The sequence below is a fragment of the Mycolicibacterium sediminis genome (genome assembly GCF_010731735.1).
GTDB classification, from domain to species: domain Bacteria; phylum Actinomycetota; class Actinomycetes; order Mycobacteriales; family Mycobacteriaceae; genus Mycobacterium; species Mycobacterium sediminis.
Window position 1 is genome coordinate 4,723,698 of sequence record NZ_AP022588.1, and the last position, 18,420, is coordinate 4,742,117.

Genomic DNA, 18,420 nt, shown 5'->3' on the forward strand with positions numbered 1-18,420 from the left:
ATGAAGGTTCTGGTCGTCGAGGACGAGCCACTGTTGGCATCAACTCTCGCCATCGGACTGCGCGCCGAGGGTTTCGTCGTCGTCGCCGCCGACAACGGGGTGGACGGTCTCGGTCACGCCGTCGAGAACGACTTCGACGTGATCGTGCTCGACATCATGCTTCCCGGCCTCAGCGGCTACGAGGTGCTCCGCCGTATGCGCTCGAAGGACGTCTGGACACCGGTGCTCATGCTGACGGCCAAGGACGGCGAGTACGACCAGACCGACGCCTTCGAACTCGGCGCCGACGACTACATGACGAAGCCCTTCTCGTTCATCGTGCTGGTCGCCAGGCTCCGCGCCCTGATCCGGCGGTCCGCACCGCAGCGGCCCGCGATGCTGACGGCCGGCTCGCTGACCCTCGACCCCTCGCGCCGGATGGTGCACCGCGACGCCACGGCGATCTCGCTCACCCCGCGCGAGTACGGCCTGCTCGAGTACCTGATGCGCAATAAGGACACCGTGGTGACGAAGACGGAGATCCTGCAGAACGTCTGGGACGCCCACTACGAGGGGGCGGACAACGTGGTCGAGGTCTACGTCGGCTACGTCCGGCGCAAGATCGACATCCCGTTCGGCGTCAGCACGATTCAGACGATCCGCGGTGTCGGTTACCGCCTCGACTCGGGAGCCGACGTCACGGGCAACTGAAGCGTCACGACGGTACCCACGCCGTCGCGGTCGCCGACGGTCACCGTGCCGCCGTGCGCGCCGACGATCTCGCGGACGATCGCGAGCCCGAGGCCCGTGCCCCCCGCGCTGCGCGACCGGTCGGAGTCCAGCCGCACGAAGCGGTCGAACACCCGGGTGCGGTCGCGCACCGGGATGCCGGGACCGTCGTCGAACACCCGCACCGCCACCGCCTCGGGCCCGGGTTCCACCGTCACCTCGACGCGGGAGGCGGCGTGCCGCGCGGCGTTGTCGACGAGGTTGCGCAGCACCCGTGCGAGCGCCGCCGAATCGCCCACCACCCGCGCCGGCGGGATGTCGGTCCGCACCGTCAGCGTCGTACCCCGGCGGAGCCGGTCGACCTCCGCTGCCGCGAGGTCGTCGAGGTCGACGTCGTCACGCGCCACCGTCAGACCCCGTTCGTCCGCGCGCGCGAGCAGCAGCAGGTCGTCGATGAGGGCCTTCATCCGCTGAGTCTCGGGCAGCAGTGTCGCCGTTGCGAGTTCGGAGTCGAACACCTCGGGATGCGCCACCGCCACCTCGAGCGCCGAGATGATCGTCGTCAGGGGGCTGCGGAGTTCGTGCGAGGCGTCGCCGACGAAGCGCTGCTGCGCGGCGTGGCCCGCCTCGATGCGGGCCAGCATCTCGTTCATCGTCACCGCCAGCGCCGCGATCTCGTCCCGGCTCTCGGGCACCGGTACCCGCTCCGCGAGGTCGGAGGTCGTGATCTCGGCGACCCGCGAACGGATCTCGTCGACCGACCGCAGCGACCGGCGCACCAGCAGGTAGGTCGCCAGGCCCGAGACGCCGATCACGACGGGCGCGGCGAGCGCCAGCGCGAGGATCACGTTGCGCAACGTCGACACGATCGAGGCGCTGCCCTCCCCGACCAGCACCGTGTACCGCCCGTCCGGCCCGTCGAGCGTCTGTGCGCTGAACCGGATGTTGCCGTACGGGGACGCCCGGTCGGGGATCCCGATCCGCAACCCCGTCCCGACCTCGGCGGCCGGCAGCAGCGGCCGCTCGGGCGCCGACGACGAACGACTGACGACGGTGCCGTCGGAGGCGATGATCTGCACGGCGACGATGCGCTCGTCGGTGGCCAGCAGCGCGGGGTCCACCGCGGCGGGCCCGCCCAGTGCCACGTCGCTCGACACCGCGGCAACCCTGGACGCGGCAGCGTCGTCGACGCCCTCGAGCAGGGTGCGGTACTGGATGGCGGCGAGTCCCGCGCCGGCGACGCCCAGCGCCACGAACACCACCGTGGCCGCGACGAACGCCGAGCGTGCCGAGATGCCCGCGGAGTAGCGGCCGGTGAATCCCCTCGCCATAGTCAGGCCAGTTGACCACAGCGTCGGGTAACAATGTCAGCCGTGCCCGACGCGCCGGAGATCAAGCAGATCCACGAGTGGTTCCTGCACCGCGGGCTGCCCCTGGTGCTCACCCGGCGGGTCCGGTCCCGGAATCTGATCGCGCGGTCGGCGCCGATGGTGAGCGGTGTCGGCGCGCTGACCGCGGTGACCATGCTCCTGGCCGAGGTGACGGGCGACCGTCCCGACTACGGCTACGCGCTGCGGCTGGGGGTCATCGGCGCCGTCCTGCTGGGCGCCCCGTTCGGGTTGTACGTGCTGCACCGCCTAGACACGTCGCGCGGCGAGGCCGGCAGGCGCGGCGCCGCACTGCTCGTGATGGCGATCTTCGTCGTGGTCATGCCCGTCACCGTGAGCGGCTGGACCGGCGCCGCGGCCGCGGAGGCCCCGCTGTTCGTCGTCATCACGCTGCTCGCGGTGTGGTTGACCTACCTGGGCTTCGGATCGATCGCGGCGTGGGCGTTCCGGTTCGCCTGGGTGCAGTTGGGCGCGCTCGGCACGCTGATGAGCCGGGCCCTGCCGCTGCTGATGCTGACCGTGGTCGTCTACTTCACCGGCGAACTGTGGCAGCTCGCCGCGCGAATGACCCGGCAGCGACTGTGGCAGGTCATCGGGTTCCTCGCCCTGGTGGCGCTGCTGTTCATGGTCACCACCATCCGGGACGAGGTCCGTGCGCTGCGCGAGGACCGCGCCGAGAACACCGACACTGCACGGCTGCTCGCCGCGACGCCGCTGGCCGTGGCCGCCGGGCGCGCCGTGCCACGCACTCCCCTGTCGCGCGGCGAGCAGATCAACGTGGTCGCGGTCATGGTGGTGTCGCAGGCGATCCAGGTGGTCTTCTTCACCGCCGGGCTGTTCGCGTTCTTCCTGGCGCTGGGCGTCATCGCGGTACCCGACGACGTCGCCGTCCTGTGGTCGGCCGAGGAATCGTGCGCAGTGGGTCAACCACCGTGCGCGGGAACCTGGTTCGGCGTCCACGTCCCGGTGCCGCAGACGGTCGTGCACATGTCGCTGTTCGTCGCCGTGCTGTCGGGGCTGTACTTCACGGTGAGCACCAGCGTCGACCCGCTGTACCGCGAGCGGTTCTTCGACCCGCTGATCGCCGACGTCGCGGTCAGCCTCGCCGGCCGGGACGTCTACCTCGAGCTCGAGCAGTCCACCAGACACGAACTCCCCTGAATCACGGGGATTCAGGGAAGTTCGTGACTGCTCGCCGGAGTGGGTGGCCGGCGGTGGGTGGCTAGAGGTACTGACCCAGGTTCGACTCGGTGTCGATCGCCCTGCTGGCACTCGACGACTTACCGGTGACGAGCGTGCGGATGTAGACGATCCGCTCGCCCTTCTTGCCCGAGATCCGGGCCCAGTCGTCGGGGTTCGTCGTGTTGGGCAGGTCCTCGTTCTCGGCGAACTCGTCGACGATCGAATCGAGCAGGTGCTGGATCCGCAGACCGTGCTGACCGCTCTCGAGGACGGACTTGATCGCGAACTTCTTCGCCTTGTCGACGACGTTCTGGATCATGGCGCCGGAGTTGAAGTCCTTGAAGTACATGACCTCCTTGTCACCGTTGGCGTAGGTGACCTCCAGGAACCGGTTCTCGTCGACCTCGGCGTACATCCGGTCGACGACCTTCTCGATCATGGTCTTGATCGTCAGCGAACGGTCACCGTTGAACTCGGCGATGTCGTCGGCGTGCACGGGCAGGTTCTCGGTCAGGTACTTCGAGAAGATGTCCATCGCCGCCTCGGCGTCGGGCCGCTCGATCTTGATCTTGACGTCCAGGCGGCCGGGCCGCAGGATCGCCGGATCGATCATGTCCTCGCGGTTGGAGGCGCCGATCACGATGACGTTCTCCAGGCCCTCGACGCCGTCGATCTCGCTGAGCAGCTGCGGCACGACCGTGGTCTCGACGTCGGAGCTGACGCCGGTGCCACGGGTCCGGAAGATCGAGTCCATCTCGTCGAAGAACACGATGACGGGCGTGCCCTCGGAGGCCTTCTCCCGTGCGCGCTGGAAGATCAGCCGGATGTGCCGCTCGGTCTCGCCCACGAACTTGTTGAGCAGCTCGGGACCCTTGATGTTGAGGAAGTACGACTTGGCCTCGCGGGAGTCCTCGCCACGCAGCTCGGCCATCTTCTTGGCCAGCGAGTTGGCGACGGCCTTCGCGATTAGCGTCTTGCCACAGCCGGGAGGGCCGTAGAGCAGCACGCCCTTCGGCGGACGCAGCGAGTACTCGCGGTAGAGGTCCTTGTGCAGGAAGGGCAGCTCCACGGCATCGCGGATCTGCTCGATCTGCCGGGTCAGGCCACCGATGTCCTCGTAGCTGACGTCCGGTACCTCCTCGAGGACCAGGTCCTCGACCTCGGCCTTGGGGACGCGCTCGAAGGCGTATCCGGCCTTGGTGTCGACCAGCAGCGAGTCACCCGGGCGCAGCTTGCGCGGCCGCGAGTCGTCGTTGGGCTGGTCGTCGGGCAGCGGCACGCCCTCGGGCAGGAACTCCGCAGCCACGAGCGGCTCGGCCAGCCACACGATGCGTTCCTCGTCGGCGTGACCGACGACGAGGGCGCGGTGCCCGTCGGAGAGCACCTCGCGCAGCGTGCTGATCTCGCCGACGGACTCGAAGCTGCCGGCCTCCACCACGGTCAGCGCCTCGTTGAGGCGAACCGTCTGGCCCTGCTTGAGTTCGTCGACCTCGATGTTGGGCGAGCAGGTGAGGCGCATCTTGCGGCCCGAGGTGAACACGTCGACGGTGTCATCGGAGTGCGTGGCGAGCAGGACGCCGTAGCCGCTCGGCGGCTGTCCGAGCCGGTCGACCTCCTCGCGCAGCGCCAGCAATTGTTGGCGCGCCTCCTTGAGGGTGTCCATCAGCTTCGCGTTGCGCGCGGCGAGCGAGTCGATCCTGGACTCCAACTGATGGACGTCGCGCGGGCTGCGTGACGCGCTGGGCGTGCTCGCGACCTCCGAGAGTTGCTCCCGGAGCAACGCCGCCTCGCGGCGCAGTTCCTCCAGTTCGGCAGCATCACTGCTCGATAGTGGAGAGGTGAAGTCCTCTGGGTTCGTTCCCGAACGCTCCGACTCACTCATGTCAGGCTCCTCCCCGCACCGAAAGTTGGTGCAGTAACACCTTCAACGCTACCGGCGATTCAGTCTTTGTGTGTGGTGTAGGAATTCGACACACCAGCAACACTGTTAGCCTCTGACAAGAGTTGGTCCCATCGAAAGGTCCGTCGTGATCCTCAAAACCCTCGTTACCGGCATGGCAGCGGCGGCCGTGGTAGCCGCAGCAGCAGGCGGTGTGACGTCCGTTGCATCGAGCACGCTCGCCGCCTCGCCCGCCATCACCCCGGTCGTGTGGGATGCACCACTGCCGCAGGCCCCCGCGCCCGATCTCCAGGCACCGCTGACGCAGACCCTCAACGGTCTCGTCGGCCCGGGTTCGTTCTCCTCGAAGGGCACCTACATCCAGGGTGGCCTCGGGCGTGTCGAGAGCCGCCTGGCCGACCGCAAGTACCAGGACGCAGCCGCCAAGGGCTACTTCCCCGTCACGTTCACCGTCGTGGACATCGACCAGAACGGTCCCGTCGTCACCGCCAACGTGACGGCCACCGCGGCCACGGGTGGCACCGCCACCCAGCCGGTGGTCTTCGTCTCGGGTCCCAGCCCGACCGGATACCAGATCACCAAGGAGTCCGCCCTTGCCGTGATGTCGGCGGTGGGCTGACCCCCACCGGTGCGCCGCACCCCGACAGCAGTCCTGAGCGCCGTCACATTCGTGGCGGCGTTCGGGCTGTCCGGGTGCGCTCCCGACGCGGCGTCCCCCGAGCCGGATGCGACCCGCGCCCTCGCCACCCCGTCGGCCGTCGCCCCGGAGGCGACGCCACTGCCCGCGCCCGAGGCGCTGACGGCCGTGGTCCTCGCGCTGGCCGACCCTTCGGTTCCCCCTGAGCGGAAGGTCGGGCTGATCCAGTACGGGACGGCCGAGGACCGGCCCGTCCTACAGAACTTCGCCGACGCGCTGGCCGCGAACGGCTACGCACCGCTGACTGTGCAGGCCGGCGACATCGCCTGGGCCCCGCAGCCGGGCGACGTCTCGGCGACGATGACGCTGGGTGCGGCGGAGTCCTCACTCCCGCCGTTCGTGTACCCGATGGAGTTCAGCCCGAGCCGCGACGGCTGGCAGCTGGCCCGTCGCAGCGCCGATCAGCTGCTACCCCTGGTCAGCTCCCCCGCACCGCCCGGCTGATCGCCCGTGTGGATCGGGTGGCTCGAATTCGACCTCCTCCTCGGCGACGTGCGGTCGCTCAAGGAGAAGCGTTCCGTGGTCCGGCCCATCGTGGCCGAGCTGCGCCGCCGCCTCAGCGTGACCGCCGCCGAGACGGGCGACCTCGGCCTGCACCGGCGGGCCGGGATCGGCGCGGCGGTCGTGGCGGCGGACCGGGGCCACGTGGTCGAGATCCTCGACGCGGCCGAGCGTCTGGTGGCCTCGCGTCCGGAGATCCAGCTGCTGTCAGCGCGGCGCGGCCTGCGTCGCAGCAGTGACGATTGAGCCGCTCCTGCGTCGCAGCAGTGACGACGCCTAGATGTTCCGCTTGCGGCGCAACGGCGCCGGCGTCACCGCACCCGGCGCCAACCGGCGGGCACTGATGAGGAACGCGGTGTGGCCGCGCATCGAATGCTGGGGCCGGACCGCGAGCCCGACGACGTCCCAGCCGCGCTGCAGCGACTCCCACGACCGCGGTTCGGTCCAGCACTGCTGCTCGCGCAGCGCCTCGACCGTGCGCGAGAGCTGCGTCACCGTCGCCACATAGACGATCAGCACGCCGCCGGGGATCAGCGCCCCGGCGATCGACTCGAGCACCTCCCAGGGGGCCAGCATGTCGAGCACCACGCGGTCGACCTCGTCGCCGTCGTAGTCCTTGACGTCGGCCACGCGAAGGTCCCAGTTGGCCGGGTGCCCACCGAAGAACGTCACGACGTTGCGTTCGGCGTGTTCGGCGTGGTCGGCGCGCACGTCGTAGGACGTCACCGTCCCCTCGGGGCCGACGGCGCGCAGCAGCGAGCACGTCAGTGCCCCCGATCCGGCGCCCGCCTCGAGCACGCGCGCCCCGGGGAACACGTCGCCCTCGTGCACGATCTGGGCGGCGTCCTTCGGGTAGATCACCTGCGCACCACGCGGCATGGACAGCACGTAGTCGATGAGCAGCGGCCGCAGCACCAGGAACTGGTCACCGTTGGTCGACTTGACGACGCTGCCCTCGGGCTGACCGATGACGGAGTCGTGGGTGATCGCTCCGCGGTGGGTGTGGAACTCGCCGCCCGGCGCCAGGACCATCGTGTAGTGCCGACCCTTGGGGTCGGTCAACTGCACGCGATCGCCGACGACGAACGGACCGGTAGTGGGCACGGGTGATCAGCCTGCCATCGGGCGCGCCGAATGCGGTGCGCGGGGTTGTCCGACCCCCGTCATACCCTTCGAGGGACGACGGATGAAGAACGGAGGGACGGGCTTGGACGACGAGCAGATCACCGTGCCGCCGGCCGCGCGGGTCCGGCGTCCCGCGCTGTCGCCCTCGCGCGCCAGCGACTTCAAGCAGTGCCCGCTGCTCTACCGCTTCCGCGCCATCGACCGGCTCCCCGAGCCGTCGTCGACCGCGCAGGTCCGCGGCTCCGTCGTGCACGCCGCCCTCGAGCAGCTGTACGCACTGCCCGCTGCGGAACGGGACCCCGCCACCGCGTTGTCGCTGGTCGGTCCCGCCTGGGAGCGCGTTGCGGGCGAAAGACCCGAGGTGGCAGCCGGTTTCGCACCGGAGATGCAGGCCGAACTCCTCGAGCAGGCCCGCCGGCTGCTGTCGGGGTACTACCGGTTGGAGGACCCCACCCGGTTCGACCCGCAGAGCTGCGAACAGCACGTCGAGGTCGAACTCGCCGACGGCACCCTGCTGCGCGGTTTCGTCGACCGGATCGACGTCGCCAAGACCGGGGAGATGCGGGTGGTCGACTACAAGACCGGGAAGGCTCCGCCGGCCGCGCGGGCGGTCGCCGAGGCCAAGGCGATGTTCCAGATGAAGTTCTACGCCGTGGCGCTGCTGCGCTCCCGCAACGTGCTGCCGGCGCGGCTGCGGCTGATCTACCTGACCGACGGGCAGGTGCTGGACTACACGCCCGACCTCGACGAGCTGGAACGGTTCGAGAAGACGTTGATGGCCATGTGGCGGGCGATCCTGGCGGCCGGTCGGACCGGTGACTTCCGGCCGAGCCCGTCGCGGCTGTGCGACTGGTGTGCCCACCACGAGTTCTGCCCCGTCTTCGGGGGGACGCCGCCGCCGTATCCCGGCTGGCCCGAGATGACGGAGCCCGCCGCGTGATCGACCGCCACTACCGCCGGTTGCCGGCGGACGGCGACCTCCAGGTGTTCGAGTCGACCATGGGCACGGCGAGCAACTGGGACTCGTCGATCCAGCACGGCTCGCCGCCGCTGGCGTTGATGACGAAGGCCATCGAGGAGTTCGCCGCGGACACCGCGCCGGGCCTGCGGGTCGGCCGTCTGGCCATGGACATCCTGGGCGCGATTCCCGTTGCGCCGGTGAAGGTTCGGGCCTGGGTGGACCGGCCGGGATCGCGCATCTCGCTGATGATGGCCGAGATGCTCGCCACCCGTCCGGACGGCACCGACCGCGCGGTCGCCCGCCTGAGCGCCTGGCTGCTCGCGACCAGCGACACGACCGACGTCGTCACCGACCGCCATCCCCCGCTCGTCGAGGGCGAGGCCAGGGAGAATGCGCACGGCTGGATGGGCGCGCCCGGATACCTGGAATCGGTGAGCTGGCGCAGTCAGGTCACCGCCGAGGGCGAGGCCGCGGTGTCATGGATGAGTCCGCTGGTGCCGCTCGTGGACGACGAACCGATGTCGGATCTGCAGCGCCTCGCGATGGTCGTGGACTCCGCGAACGGCGTCGGCGCCGCGATCGACCCCACCGAGTTCCTCTTCATGAACACCGACACCACCGTGCACCTGCACCGGTTGCCCGAGGGCAACGACTTCGCCCTGCGGGCCCGCGGCTCCGTCGGGCCCGACGGCATCGGCGTGACGACCGCCGACGTGTTCGACCGGCGCGGGTTCATCGGCACCTCGGCGCAGACGCTGCTGGTCCAGCGGCGCTGACGGCTAGGTCAGCGGCTCGAGGCCCTGCAGGAGGGTCGGCACGAGTTCGCTCACCGTCGGGTGGATGTGCATGGTCCGCGAGATCGCGGTGTAGGGCAGCTTCGCCGTCATCACGTCGAGGATGTCCTGGATCACCTCGTCGCCGCCCACCCCGAGGATTGCGGCGCCGAGGATCTGCTCGGTCTCCGCGTCGACGACGACCTTCATGAAGCCCTGGGTCTCGCCCTTCTCGACCGCGCGACCCACCTGGGTCATGGGGCGCGTGGCGACCAGCGCCCTGCGTCCGGACTTGCGGACCTCGTCGACGCTCATGCCCGCGCGGCCCAGCGGCGGATCGATGTAGAGCGCGTAGGTGCTCACCCGGTCGCTGACGCGACGGGGGTCGTCGTCGAGGAGGTTGGCGGCGACGATCTCGAAGTCGTTGTAGGACGTGTGGGTGAAGGCGCCCTTGCCGTTGCAGTCCCCCATCGCCCAGATGCCGTCGACGTTGGTCCGCAACTGGTCGTCAGTCTTTATGTACCCGTGCCCGTCGGTGGCGACGCCCGCGACGTCGAGACCGAGGTCGTCGGTGTTCGGCCGACGGCCGGTCGCGACCAGCAGGTGCGACCCGGATATGGGGTCGGCGCCGTCGCGCGGATACAGGTCGAACCCGGATCCGGTGTCGTGCTTGACCACTCGCATGCCCGTGGCGTCGAGGTGGACGTCGATGCCCTCGCCGGTCAGGATGTCCTTGATCGCGGCGGACACGTCCTCGTCCTCGCGGGCGGTGAGCCGCGGACCGCGCTCGACGACGCTGACCCGCGCTCCGAACCGGCGGTACATCTGGGCGAATTCCAGCGCGATGTAACTGCCACCGAGGACGACGAGGTGCTCGGGTAGGACGTCGAGGTCGAGGATTCCGACGTTGGTGAGGTAGTCGACGTCGGCCAGGCCGGGCACGTCGGGGACCGTCGCCCTGCCGCCGACGTTGAGGAAGATCCGAGGCGCGGTGAGCACCTCGTCGTCCACGCGGATCTGGTGCGGCCGCTCGAAGCGGGCGTGGCCGCGGATCAAGGTCGCTCCGTCCATCCCCTCGAGCCACGACTCGAGGCCGTGCCGATCGTCGAGCATGATCCGGTCCTTGCGGGCCTTGACCTTCGAGATGTCGACGGTGACGTCACCGGTTCCGATGCCGAAGTCGGCGGCGCGGCGGGCGACGTGTGCCGTGTGGGCGCTGGCGACCAACGTCTTGGTGGGGATGCAGCCGTAGTTGACGCAGGTGCCGCCGACCAGCTTGCGTTCTATGACCGCGACGGTCTTGCCCGCCGCGGTCAGCCGACCGGCCAGGGGCGGTCCGGCCTGGCCGGCACCGATGACGATGGCGTTGAAGTCGCGGGCCATGGCGTCAGAGCGTGGTGGCTAGTGCGACGACGGCGAATCCGGCGAGCACGGCGATGACGTCCTCGGTGACGGCGATCGGCAAATCGCGGCCGCCGTTGCGGCTCACCAGGGCGCGGCGGGCGTGGAAGCCACCGAGCGTGCCGAGCACGGCGCCGATCATGCCCGCGCCGATGGCACTGAACGTGTGGTGGAACCCGGCACCGATGACGGCACCCGCGAACGCACCCGTGAGGAGGCGCGCCACGAACTGCGGAGGCACGGTGCGGGGTGGCGTCTTCGGCAGCTGGTCGGTGACCAGTTCGACGACGAGCAGGATCGTGAGCACCGCGACGGTGACGGGATGACCGACCCATTCGGCCCAGGTGCCCTCGGTCGGAAGCCAACCGAGCGCCGCACCCCATGCCACAGCGGCGGGCGGCGTGAGCGCCCGCAGACCCGCCACGACACCGATCAGCACAGCGAGGAGGAGGACGAGCGCATGCGTCATGCGCAGGACGCTAACACGTCAAAAGCGACAGAACCGGATGTCGGAGGCCAGGATCGCCTTGGCGCCGATGGCCGCGAGTTCGTCCATGATCGCGTTGACTTCGCGGCGCGGGACCAGCGCCCGCACCGCGGCCCAGTCGGGGTCGGCGAGCGGCGCGATGGTCGGCGACTCGAGGCCGGGCGTGACGGCGGTGGCGCGCTCGAGAACGGTTCGGGGACAGTCGTAGTCGAGCATCAGGTACTGCTGGCCGAACACCACGCCCTGCACGCGGGCGGTGAGTTGGGCGCGGGCGGCGGTCGTGGTCGGGTCGGGATCGGCGCTCTCGATGAGCACCGCCTCCGAGTCGCACAGCGAGTCGCCGAAGGCGACCAGGTCGTGCAGGCCGAGGGTGCGGCCGGAGCCCACGACGTCGGCGATCACGTCGGCGACGCCGAGTTGAACCGAGATCTCCACCGCTCCGTCGAGCCGGATGACCGTCGCGTCGATTCCCCTGTCGGCCAGATCCTTTCGGACCAGGTTGGGGAACGAGGTCGCGATGCGCTGTCCGGCGAGGTCCTCGACGGTCCAGTCGCGGCCGACCGGGCCGGCGTAGCGGAAGGTGGAGTTGCCGAAGCCGAGCGCGAGCCGCTCGGAGACGGCGGCACCGGAGTCGGCGGCGAGGTCGCGTCCGGTGATGCCGAGGTCGAGCTGGCCCGAGCCGACGTAGATCGCGATGTCCTTGGGCCTCAGGAAGAAGAACTCGACGTTGTTGACGCGGTCGATGACCGTGAGGTCCTTGGCGTCGCGACGGCGGCGGTAGCCCGCCTCCGACAGGATCTCGGCAGCCGATTCGCTGAGCGCCCCCTTGTTGGGGACGGCGACCCGCAGCAGGTTCGCGCCCGACCCGGAGCCGTTCACAGCTTGGCGTACACGTCGTCGAGCGTGAGCCCGCGCTTGAGCATCAGCACCTGCGTCCAGTAGAGGAGCTGGCTGATCTCCTCGGCGAGCGCCTCGTCACCCTCGTGTTCGGCGGCCAGCCACACCTCGCCGGCCTCTTCGATGATCTTCTTCCCCAGCCCGTGCACGCCGCCGTCGAGCGCCGCGACGGTGCCGCTGCCCTCGGGTCGGGTGCGGGCGCGTTCGCTCAACTCGGCGAACAGGGCGTCGAAGGTCTTCACGGCACGCGATTGTTCCACGCCGCGCACGGCGCCGTCACGGCGGTTTCCCGCACGGCCGCGACGGCGCGCGTGATCAGAGGTTGGTCACGTTCTTCTCGCCGGTCGTCTTCGAGTCGGCGACGATCTGCCCGTGCATGTCCTCGAGGTCCATTCCCTTGGTCTCCATGACCCACCTCCACACGAACAGACCCGACAGCACCGCGCACAGTCCGTAGAAGCCGTAGGCGAGGCCGAGGTGCTCGCGCAGACCCGGGAACGTCACCGTGATCAGCCAGTTGGCCGCCCACTGCCCGGCGGCGGCGAGGCCGAGGGCGGCGGCGCGGATGCGGTTGGGGAACATCTCGCCGAGCAGCACCCAGACCACCGGGCCCCACGACATGCCGAAGGCGACGACGAAGAGGTTGGCCGCGATCAGTGCGATCGTCCCGGATGCGCCGGGCAGGCTGGGCGTCCCGTCGGGGTTGAGAGTCGCGTTGCCGAAGATGATCGCCATCGTGATCAGCGTGATCGCCATGCCCGACGATCCGATGAGCAGCAGCGGCTTGCGGCCGATCTTGTCGATCAGAGCGATCGCGATGAGCGTGGTCAGCACGTTGATCACCGAGGTGATGACGGTGAATATCGCGGAGTCATCCGCACTGAACCCGACCGCCTGCCACAGCACGTTCGAGTAGTAGAAGATCACGTTGATGCCGACGAACTGCTGGAACACCGACAGACCGAGGCCCACCCAGACGATGCCGTAGATCCCGCCGGTCGGCTTGCGCATGTCGCGCCACGACGGCTTGTCCTCGCGCTCCAGGGTGTCGCGGATGCGGGTGATGGTGATCTCGAGGTTCTTCTGCCCGAGCAGGGTGCTGAGGACCCGGCGCGCCTCGGGGATCTGGTGGCTGGCCACGAGGTACCGCGGGGACTCCGGGATGGTGAACGCCAGCAGCCCGTACACGACGGCGGGGACGGCCATGACCAGGAACATCCACCGCCACGCGTCGAGGCCGAACCACAGCGGCTCGTTGGGCCCGCCCGCGAGCCACTGCAGCAGGTAGTTGACCGCGAACGACAGGAAGATGCCGGACACGATCGCGAGCTGCTGCAGCGATCCGAGCCGGCCGCGGATGCCGGGGGGCGACGTCTCGGCGATGTAGGCCGGTGCGATCACCGATGCCACGCCGACGCCGATGCCGCCGACGATGCGGAACAGCACCACCGTCCAGACCTCGTGGGCGAAGCCGGTGCCGAAGGCGCTGATGAAGAACAGCACCGCGGCGATCTTCATGACCGCGATGCGGCCGATCTTGTCGGCGATCCGGCCAGCGGTCATGGCACCCGCGGCGGCACCGAGCAGTGCCGACGCGACGGCGAAGCCCAACTCGGCGTTGCCGATCCCGAAGTCCTCCTGGATCGAGTCGACGGCGCCGTTGATCACCGCGCTGTCGTAGCCGAACAGCAGACCGCCGAGCGCGGCGACGGCGGCGATCCGGACGGCGGTGCGACCCGACGAGAAGTCCTCGTCGGTGATTGCCGACGCCGAATCGTCGACGGGGGGACCCTGACCTGCCATGAGACGTCCTTTCGCGGTGACCTGGAACACATTCAAGCACTGATGTAGGTCAGTGTCGGGTGTTCGGGAATCACCGGCGCGTACGGAACGACCGAGCAATTGCTCGCTAGCGCAAGGGCTTAGCCACCGGCGTTGCCAGCGTTTCAAGATCGGTGAAGATCGCGCGCAGATCCGGGACCGCGAGGCCCGCGAGGGTGTCCGCGTGCCGCCGCCGCGGCGTGCTCGGTACCGCCACGTCGATGGGGACCACCAGCACCGCGCAGCCGGCCGCTTCGGCCGCGGTGGTGCCCGTGGTGGAGTCCTCGACGGCGAGGCAGTCCGCGGGTTCGACGCCGAGCAGCTCCGCGGCGCGCAGGTAGGGGTCCGGCGCGGGCTTGCCGCGCGGCACCTCGTCACCGCACACCGTCGCCGAGAAGTAGTGCCTGCCAATGCTGTTCAGGGCCTGGTCGGTCAGGTCGCGCCGGGTGTTCGTGACCAGGGCCATCGGCACGCCCTCCGCGGCGAGACCGTCGAGCAGCTCGCGGGCACCGGGCCGCCACGGGAGGCCCCGGGCGAAGAGTTCACCCACGTACTCGTGCAGCCAGTCGGTCTCCCGCCTGACGTCGGCCGGGTTCGGGTCCAGACCCAGATCCGCGAACACGACCGCCATCACCGTCTCGGCCGAGCCGCCCACCGTCGACTCGCGGACCTCGGTGCTGAGCACGCCGCCGTGCAGGCGGTACAGCTCGTGCAGGGCGACGTCCCACAGCTTCTCGGAGTCGACGAGCGTGCCGTCCATGTCCCACAGGACTGCCTTCATGGTCAGTCCTCCGGGTTGTAGCCGAGGTTGGGGGCGAGCCAGCGCTCGGCCTCCTTCAGCGTCCAGCCCTTGCGCTTCGCGTAGTCGGCCACCTGGTCCTGGCTGATCCGGCCGACGACGAAGTACTGCGACTGCGGGTGGCTGAAGTACCAGCCGCTGACGGCGGCGCCGGGCCACATCGCCATCGACTCGGTGAGTTCGATGCCGGTGCGCTCCTTGACGTCCATCAGGTCCCAGAGCGTCGCCTTCTCGGTGTGCTCCGGGCAGGCCGGATAGCCGGGGGCGGGCCGGATGCCGACGTACTTCTCGCCGATCAGGTCCTCGTTGTCGAGTTGCTCGTCGGGCTGGAAACCCCAGAACTCCTTGCGGACCCGCTGGTGCATCCGCTCGGCGAACGCCTCGGCCAGCCGGTCGGCGAGCGACTCCAGCAGGATCGCGCTGTAGTCGTCGTTCGCCGCCTTGTACTCACTGATCTTGTCGTGGATGCCGAGCCCGGTGGTGACCGCGAAGGCGCCGACGTAGTCGGCCAGACCGGTGTCCTTGGGCGCGACGAAGTCACCGAGGGAACGGTTCGGGATGCCGTCCCGGTGCTCGCCCTGCTGGCGCAGGTTGTGCAGCCGGGTCAGCACCTCGGTGCGGCTCTCGTCGGTATAGACCTCGACGTCGTCGCCCACCGCGTTCGCCGGGAAGAAGCCGATGACGCCGTTGGCGGTCAGCCACTTCTCCTTGATCATCGTGTCGAGCATCTCCTGGGCGTCCTCGTACAGCTTGCGGGCCGTCTCGCCGGAGACCGGGTTGTTGAGGATGTCGGGGAACCGGCCCTTCATCTCCCAGGCGTTGAAGAACGGCTGCCAGTCGATGTACTCGCGCAGTTCGGCGAAGTCGTAGTCCATGAACTCCCGCACGCCGAGACCCTGTGCGGGCACCGGCGGGGTGTAGCCGTCCCACTCGATCGGCGTCCGATTCGCCCGCGCCTTCTCCAGCGTCAGCATCTTGCGTTCGCTCTTCTGAGCATGCCGTTCCCGCAGCGAGGCGTAGTCCTTCTCGGTGGCCTCCAGCAGTGCCGGGCGCTGCTTGTCGTCGAGCAGCGCGGCGGCGACCGGCACCGAGCGGGACGCGTCCTTGACCCAGACCACCGGGCCCTTGCGGCGCGGCGCCACCTTGACCGCCGTGTGGGCGCGCGACGTAGTCGCGCCACCGATCAGCAGCGGGATCTCCAGACCCTGGCGCTCCATCTCGACGGCGAAGTTGACCATCTCGTCCAGCGACGGGGTGATCAGGCCGGACAGCCCGATGATGTCGGCGTCGTGCTCCTTGGCCGCGTCCAGGATCTTCTGGGCGGGCACCATCACGCCGAGGTCGATCACCTCGTAGTTGTTGCACTGCAGGACGACCCCGACGATGTTCTTGCCGATGTCGTGGACGTCGCCCTTGACCGTCGCCATGATGATCGTGCCGTTCGTGTCCTTCTTCACCGTCTCTCCAGGCAGCGGCTGCGCCTTTTCGGCCTCGATGAACGGCAGCAGGTAGGCCACGGCCTTCTTCATGACGCGGGCCGACTTCACGACCTGGGGCAGGAACATCTTGCCCGCGCCGAAGAGGTCGCCGACGACGTTCATGCCGTCCATCAGCGGGCCCTCGATGACCTCGATCGGGCGACCACCCGCGGCCTCGATCTCGGCCCGCAACTCCTCGGTGTCGTCGTCGACGTTGGCGTCGATGCCCTTGACGAGGGCGTGCGTGATCCGCTCCCGGACGGGCAGGCTGCGCCACTCGGCGGCCACCGGATCGTCCGCCTTCTCCGAGGAGTTGAACCGTTCGGCGATCTCCAGCAGGCGCTCGGCCGCGTCCTCGCGGCGGTTCAGCACGACGTCCTCGATGCGGTCCCGCAGCTCGGGGTCGATCGAGTCGTACGGCACCAGCGCACCCGCGTTGACGATGCCCATGTCCAGACCGGCCCGGATCGCGTGATAGAGGAACACGGCGTGGATCGCCTCGCGGACGGGGTTGTTGCCGCGGAACGAGAACGAGACGTTCGAGATGCCGCCGGAGATGTGCACCCCTGGCAGGTTCTCCTTGATCCAGGCGCACGCCTCGATGAAGTCGATGCCGTACGTCGCGTGCTCCTCGATGCCCGTGGCGAGCGCGAAGCAGTTCGGGTCGAAGATGATGTCCTCGGCCGGGAAGCCGACCTCCTCGGTCAGGATCCGGTAGGCACGGCCGCAGATCTCCTTGCGGCGCTCCAGGTTGTCGGCCTGGCCCTGCTCGTCGAACGCCATGACGACCACCGCGGCGCCGTACTTGCGGCACAGCCGCGCCTCGCGGACGAACTTCTCCTCGCCCTCCTTCATGGAGATCGAGTTGACGATCGGCTTGCCCTGCACGTTCTTGAGGCCCGCCTCGATGACGTCCCACTTGGAGGAGTCGATCATCACCGGCACACGGCTGATGTCGGGCTCGGCCGCGATCAGCTTGGTGAACCGGTCCATGGCGGCGACGCCGTCGATCATGCCCTCGTCCATGTTGACGTCGATGATCTGGGCGCCGACCTCGACCTGCTGCAGGGCCACCGACAGGGCGGTGTCGTAGTCCTCGGCCTTGATCAGGTTGCGGAACCGGGCGGAGCCGGTGATGTTGGTGCGCTCGCCGATGTTCACGAACAGCGAGTCGTCGGTGATGTTGAGCGGCTCCAGGCCCGACAGCCGGGTGGCCACCGGGATCTGGGGCAGCTCGCGGCGGGGCTTGCCCTCGACGACCCTGGCGATCTCGGCGATGTGCTCGGGCGTCGTACCGCAGCAGCCGCCGACGAGGTTGACCAGACCGGCCTCGGCGAATTCCGCGATGTAGCCGGCCTGGTGCTCCGGGTCCTCGTCGTACTCGCCGAAGGCGTTGGGCAGACCGGCATTCGGGTAGCAGGACACGAAGGTGTCGGCGATCCGCGCCACCTCGGCGATGTAGGGCCGCATCTCCGGCGCGCCGAGCGCGCAGTTGAGACCCACCGCGAGCGGCTTGGCGTGCCTGATCGCGTTCCAGAAGGCCTCGGTGACCTGACCGGACAGCGTCCGGCCCGACGCGTCGGTGATGGTGCCCGAGATGATCAGCGGCCAGCGGCGGTCGCGCTCCTCGAACAGCGTCTCGACGGCGAACACCGCGGCCTTGGCGTTCAGCGAGTCGAAGATCGTCTCGATGATGAGGAGGTCGGCGCCACCGTCGACCAGGCCGTTGAGGGCCTCGAGGTACGCCGCGACCAGCTGGTCGTAGGTGACGTTGCGGGCGCCGGGGTCGTTGACGTCCGGCGAGATCGACGCCGTCCGCGTCGTGGGCCCCAGCGCACCGGCGACGTAGCGGGGCTTGTCGGGGGTGCTGAACTCGTCGGCCGCCCTGCGGGCCAGTGCGGCGCCCGCGTAGTTCAGCTCGTAGCTGAGGTCGGCCATGTCGTAGTCCGACAGCGAGATCGCGTTGGCGTTGAACGTGTTGGTCTCGAGGATGTCCGCGCCCGCCTCGAGGTACTCGCGGTGGATGCCCTCGATGATCTGCGGCTGCGTCAGCGTGAGCAGGTCGTTGTTGCCCTGCAGGGCCGTCGGCCACTCGGTGAACCGGTCGCCGCGGTAGCCGGCCTCGTCGGGCCGGTCGCGCTGGATCGCCGTGCCCATCGCGCCGTCGATCACCATGATCCGCTGGTTCAGGGCTGCGGTGAGTTCGTCAGTGCAGTCCGGGCGGACGTTCGGCTCGAAAGTGGCCGTGTCAGCGATCTTCGGCTCAGAGGAGGTCACGTACATTCCTTCCGTAGCGGAAGGC

The 18,420-nt window shown here is 69.2% G+C and carries 17 protein-coding genes; 7 read left to right on the top strand and 10 right to left on the bottom strand.

The annotated features are described in order from the left end of the window. Entirely contained in the window at positions 1-690 is a 690-nt protein-coding gene (locus G6N64_RS22620; protein ID WP_163799972.1) for a response regulator transcription factor, read from the top strand. On the opposite strand, the gene G6N64_RS22625 is transcribed toward G6N64_RS22620, so the two are convergent. Then, entirely contained in the window at positions 651-2,039 is a 1,389-nt protein-coding gene (locus G6N64_RS22625; protein WP_163799974.1) for a sensor histidine kinase, read from the bottom strand. The two genes, G6N64_RS22620 and G6N64_RS22625, sit on opposite strands and share 40 nt — an antisense overlap. Positions 2,040-2,081: 42 nt before the next feature. On the opposite strand from G6N64_RS22625, the gene G6N64_RS22630 reads away from it, so the two are divergent. After that, complete coding sequence (locus G6N64_RS22630; protein WP_409370774.1) at positions 2,082-3,257, top strand: hypothetical protein; 1,176 nt, start codon at positions 2,082-2,084, stop codon at positions 3,255-3,257. 61 nt (positions 3,258-3,318) lie between these two features. Here the strand turns inward: G6N64_RS22630 and arc are convergent, their stop codons facing one another. Next, the gene (gene arc / locus G6N64_RS22635; protein WP_163799978.1) at positions 3,319-5,160 is read right to left on the bottom strand and encodes a proteasome ATPase; all 1,842 of its coding nucleotides are present in this window, start codon (positions 5,158-5,160) and stop codon (positions 3,319-3,321) included. Between the two features lie 145 nt (positions 5,161-5,305). Between arc and G6N64_RS22640 the strand changes: the two genes are divergently transcribed. Genes G6N64_RS22640 through G6N64_RS22650 form a run of 3 tightly spaced genes read left to right on the top strand, consistent with a single transcriptional unit; the run spans position 5,306 to position 6,622 of the window. Then, positions 5,306-5,797, top strand: coding sequence for an MTB12 family secreted protein (locus G6N64_RS22640; protein ID WP_163799980.1), 492 nt, complete (start codon positions 5,306-5,308; stop codon positions 5,795-5,797). Between the two features lie 9 nt (positions 5,798-5,806). Further along, positions 5,807-6,319 (top strand): lipoprotein LppK, encoded by a 513-nt coding sequence (gene lppK / locus G6N64_RS22645; protein ID WP_484549456.1) that lies wholly within the window; start codon positions 5,807-5,809, stop codon positions 6,317-6,319. Between the two features lie 6 nt (positions 6,320-6,325). Further along, the gene (locus tag G6N64_RS22650; RefSeq protein WP_163799985.1) at positions 6,326-6,622 is read left to right on the top strand and encodes a DUF503 domain-containing protein; all 297 of its coding nucleotides are present in this window, start codon (positions 6,326-6,328) and stop codon (positions 6,620-6,622) included. A 30-nt stretch (positions 6,623-6,652) separates the two neighbouring features. Here the strand turns inward: G6N64_RS22650 and G6N64_RS22655 are convergent, their stop codons facing one another. Continuing rightward, the gene (locus G6N64_RS22655) at positions 6,653-7,480 is read right to left on the bottom strand and encodes a tRNA (adenine-N1)-methyltransferase (protein ID WP_163799987.1); all 828 of its coding nucleotides are present in this window, start codon (positions 7,478-7,480) and stop codon (positions 6,653-6,655) included. Positions 7,481-7,562: 82 nt separating this feature from the next. Here G6N64_RS22655 and G6N64_RS22660 point away from each other — a divergent pair, with 82 nt between their 5' ends. Together G6N64_RS22660 and G6N64_RS22665 are read left to right on the top strand one after the other, a co-directional pair. Then, positions 7,563-8,441, top strand: a complete 879-nt coding sequence (locus tag G6N64_RS22660; protein ID WP_163799989.1) for a RecB family exonuclease — start codon at positions 7,563-7,565, stop codon at positions 8,439-8,441. Next, positions 8,438-9,238 carry a thioesterase family protein gene (locus tag G6N64_RS22665; RefSeq protein ID WP_163799991.1) on the top strand — a complete coding sequence of 267 codons (801 nt, stop codon included), beginning with the start codon at positions 8,438-8,440 and terminating at the stop codon, positions 9,236-9,238. Before G6N64_RS22660 ends, G6N64_RS22665 begins: the two co-directional genes overlap by 4 nt. A gap of 3 nt (positions 9,239-9,241) precedes the next feature. Here G6N64_RS22665 and G6N64_RS22670 read toward each other — a convergent pair whose 3' ends face one another. From G6N64_RS22670 to metH, 7 genes are all read right to left on the bottom strand, one after another. Next, positions 9,242-10,618 (bottom strand): FAD-containing oxidoreductase, encoded by a 1,377-nt coding sequence (locus G6N64_RS22670; protein WP_163799993.1) that lies wholly within the window; start codon positions 10,616-10,618, stop codon positions 9,242-9,244. A 4-nt stretch (positions 10,619-10,622) separates the two neighbouring features. Then, positions 10,623-11,105, bottom strand: coding sequence for a DUF4126 family protein (locus G6N64_RS22675; protein ID WP_163799995.1), 483 nt, complete (start codon positions 11,103-11,105; stop codon positions 10,623-10,625). Between the two features lie 18 nt (positions 11,106-11,123). After that, complete coding sequence (hisG, locus tag G6N64_RS22680; RefSeq protein WP_163802039.1) at positions 11,124-11,975, bottom strand: ATP phosphoribosyltransferase; 852 nt, start codon at positions 11,973-11,975, stop codon at positions 11,124-11,126. A gap of 23 nt (positions 11,976-11,998) precedes the next feature. Next, complete coding sequence (locus tag G6N64_RS22685) at positions 11,999-12,280, bottom strand: phosphoribosyl-ATP diphosphatase (protein WP_163799997.1); 282 nt, start codon at positions 12,278-12,280, stop codon at positions 11,999-12,001. A gap of 55 nt (positions 12,281-12,335) precedes the next feature. Beyond that, complete coding sequence (locus G6N64_RS22690) at positions 12,336-13,823, bottom strand: sugar porter family MFS transporter (protein WP_163800000.1); 1,488 nt, start codon at positions 13,821-13,823, stop codon at positions 12,336-12,338. 106 nt (positions 13,824-13,929) lie between these two features. Continuing rightward, positions 13,930-14,622, bottom strand: coding sequence for an HAD family hydrolase (locus G6N64_RS22695; protein WP_163800002.1), 693 nt, complete (start codon positions 14,620-14,622; stop codon positions 13,930-13,932). A gap of 2 nt (positions 14,623-14,624) precedes the next feature. Next, positions 14,625-18,401, bottom strand: coding sequence for a methionine synthase (metH, locus tag G6N64_RS22700; RefSeq protein WP_163800004.1), 3,777 nt, complete (start codon positions 18,399-18,401; stop codon positions 14,625-14,627). Positions 18,402-18,420 lie beyond the last annotated feature (19 nt).

Coding starts and splice junctions, on each gene's coding strand:
- G6N64_RS22620 (WP_163799972.1), top strand. CDS start 1: ATGAAGGTTCTGGTCGTCGAGGACGAGCCACTGTTGGCATCAACTCTC.
- G6N64_RS22625 (WP_163799974.1), bottom strand. CDS start 2,039: ATGGCGAGGGGATTCACCGGCCGCTACTCCGCGGGCATCTCGGCACGC.
- arc (WP_163799978.1), bottom strand. CDS start 5,160: ATGAGTGAGTCGGAGCGTTCGGGAACGAACCCAGAGGACTTCACCTCT.
- G6N64_RS22660 (WP_163799989.1), top strand. CDS start 7,563: ATGAAGAACGGAGGGACGGGCTTGGACGACGAGCAGATCACCGTGCCG.
- G6N64_RS22670 (WP_163799993.1), bottom strand. CDS start 10,618: ATGGCCCGCGACTTCAACGCCATCGTCATCGGTGCCGGCCAGGCCGGA.
- G6N64_RS22675 (WP_163799995.1), bottom strand. CDS start 11,105: ATGACGCATGCGCTCGTCCTCCTCCTCGCTGTGCTGATCGGTGTCGTG.
- G6N64_RS22690 (WP_163800000.1), bottom strand. CDS start 13,823: ATGGCAGGTCAGGGTCCCCCCGTCGACGATTCGGCGTCGGCAATCACC.
- G6N64_RS22695 (WP_163800002.1), bottom strand. CDS start 14,622: ATGAAGGCAGTCCTGTGGGACATGGACGGCACGCTCGTCGACTCCGAG.
- metH (WP_163800004.1), bottom strand. CDS start 18,401: ATGTACGTGACCTCCTCTGAGCCGAAGATCGCTGACACGGCCACTTTC.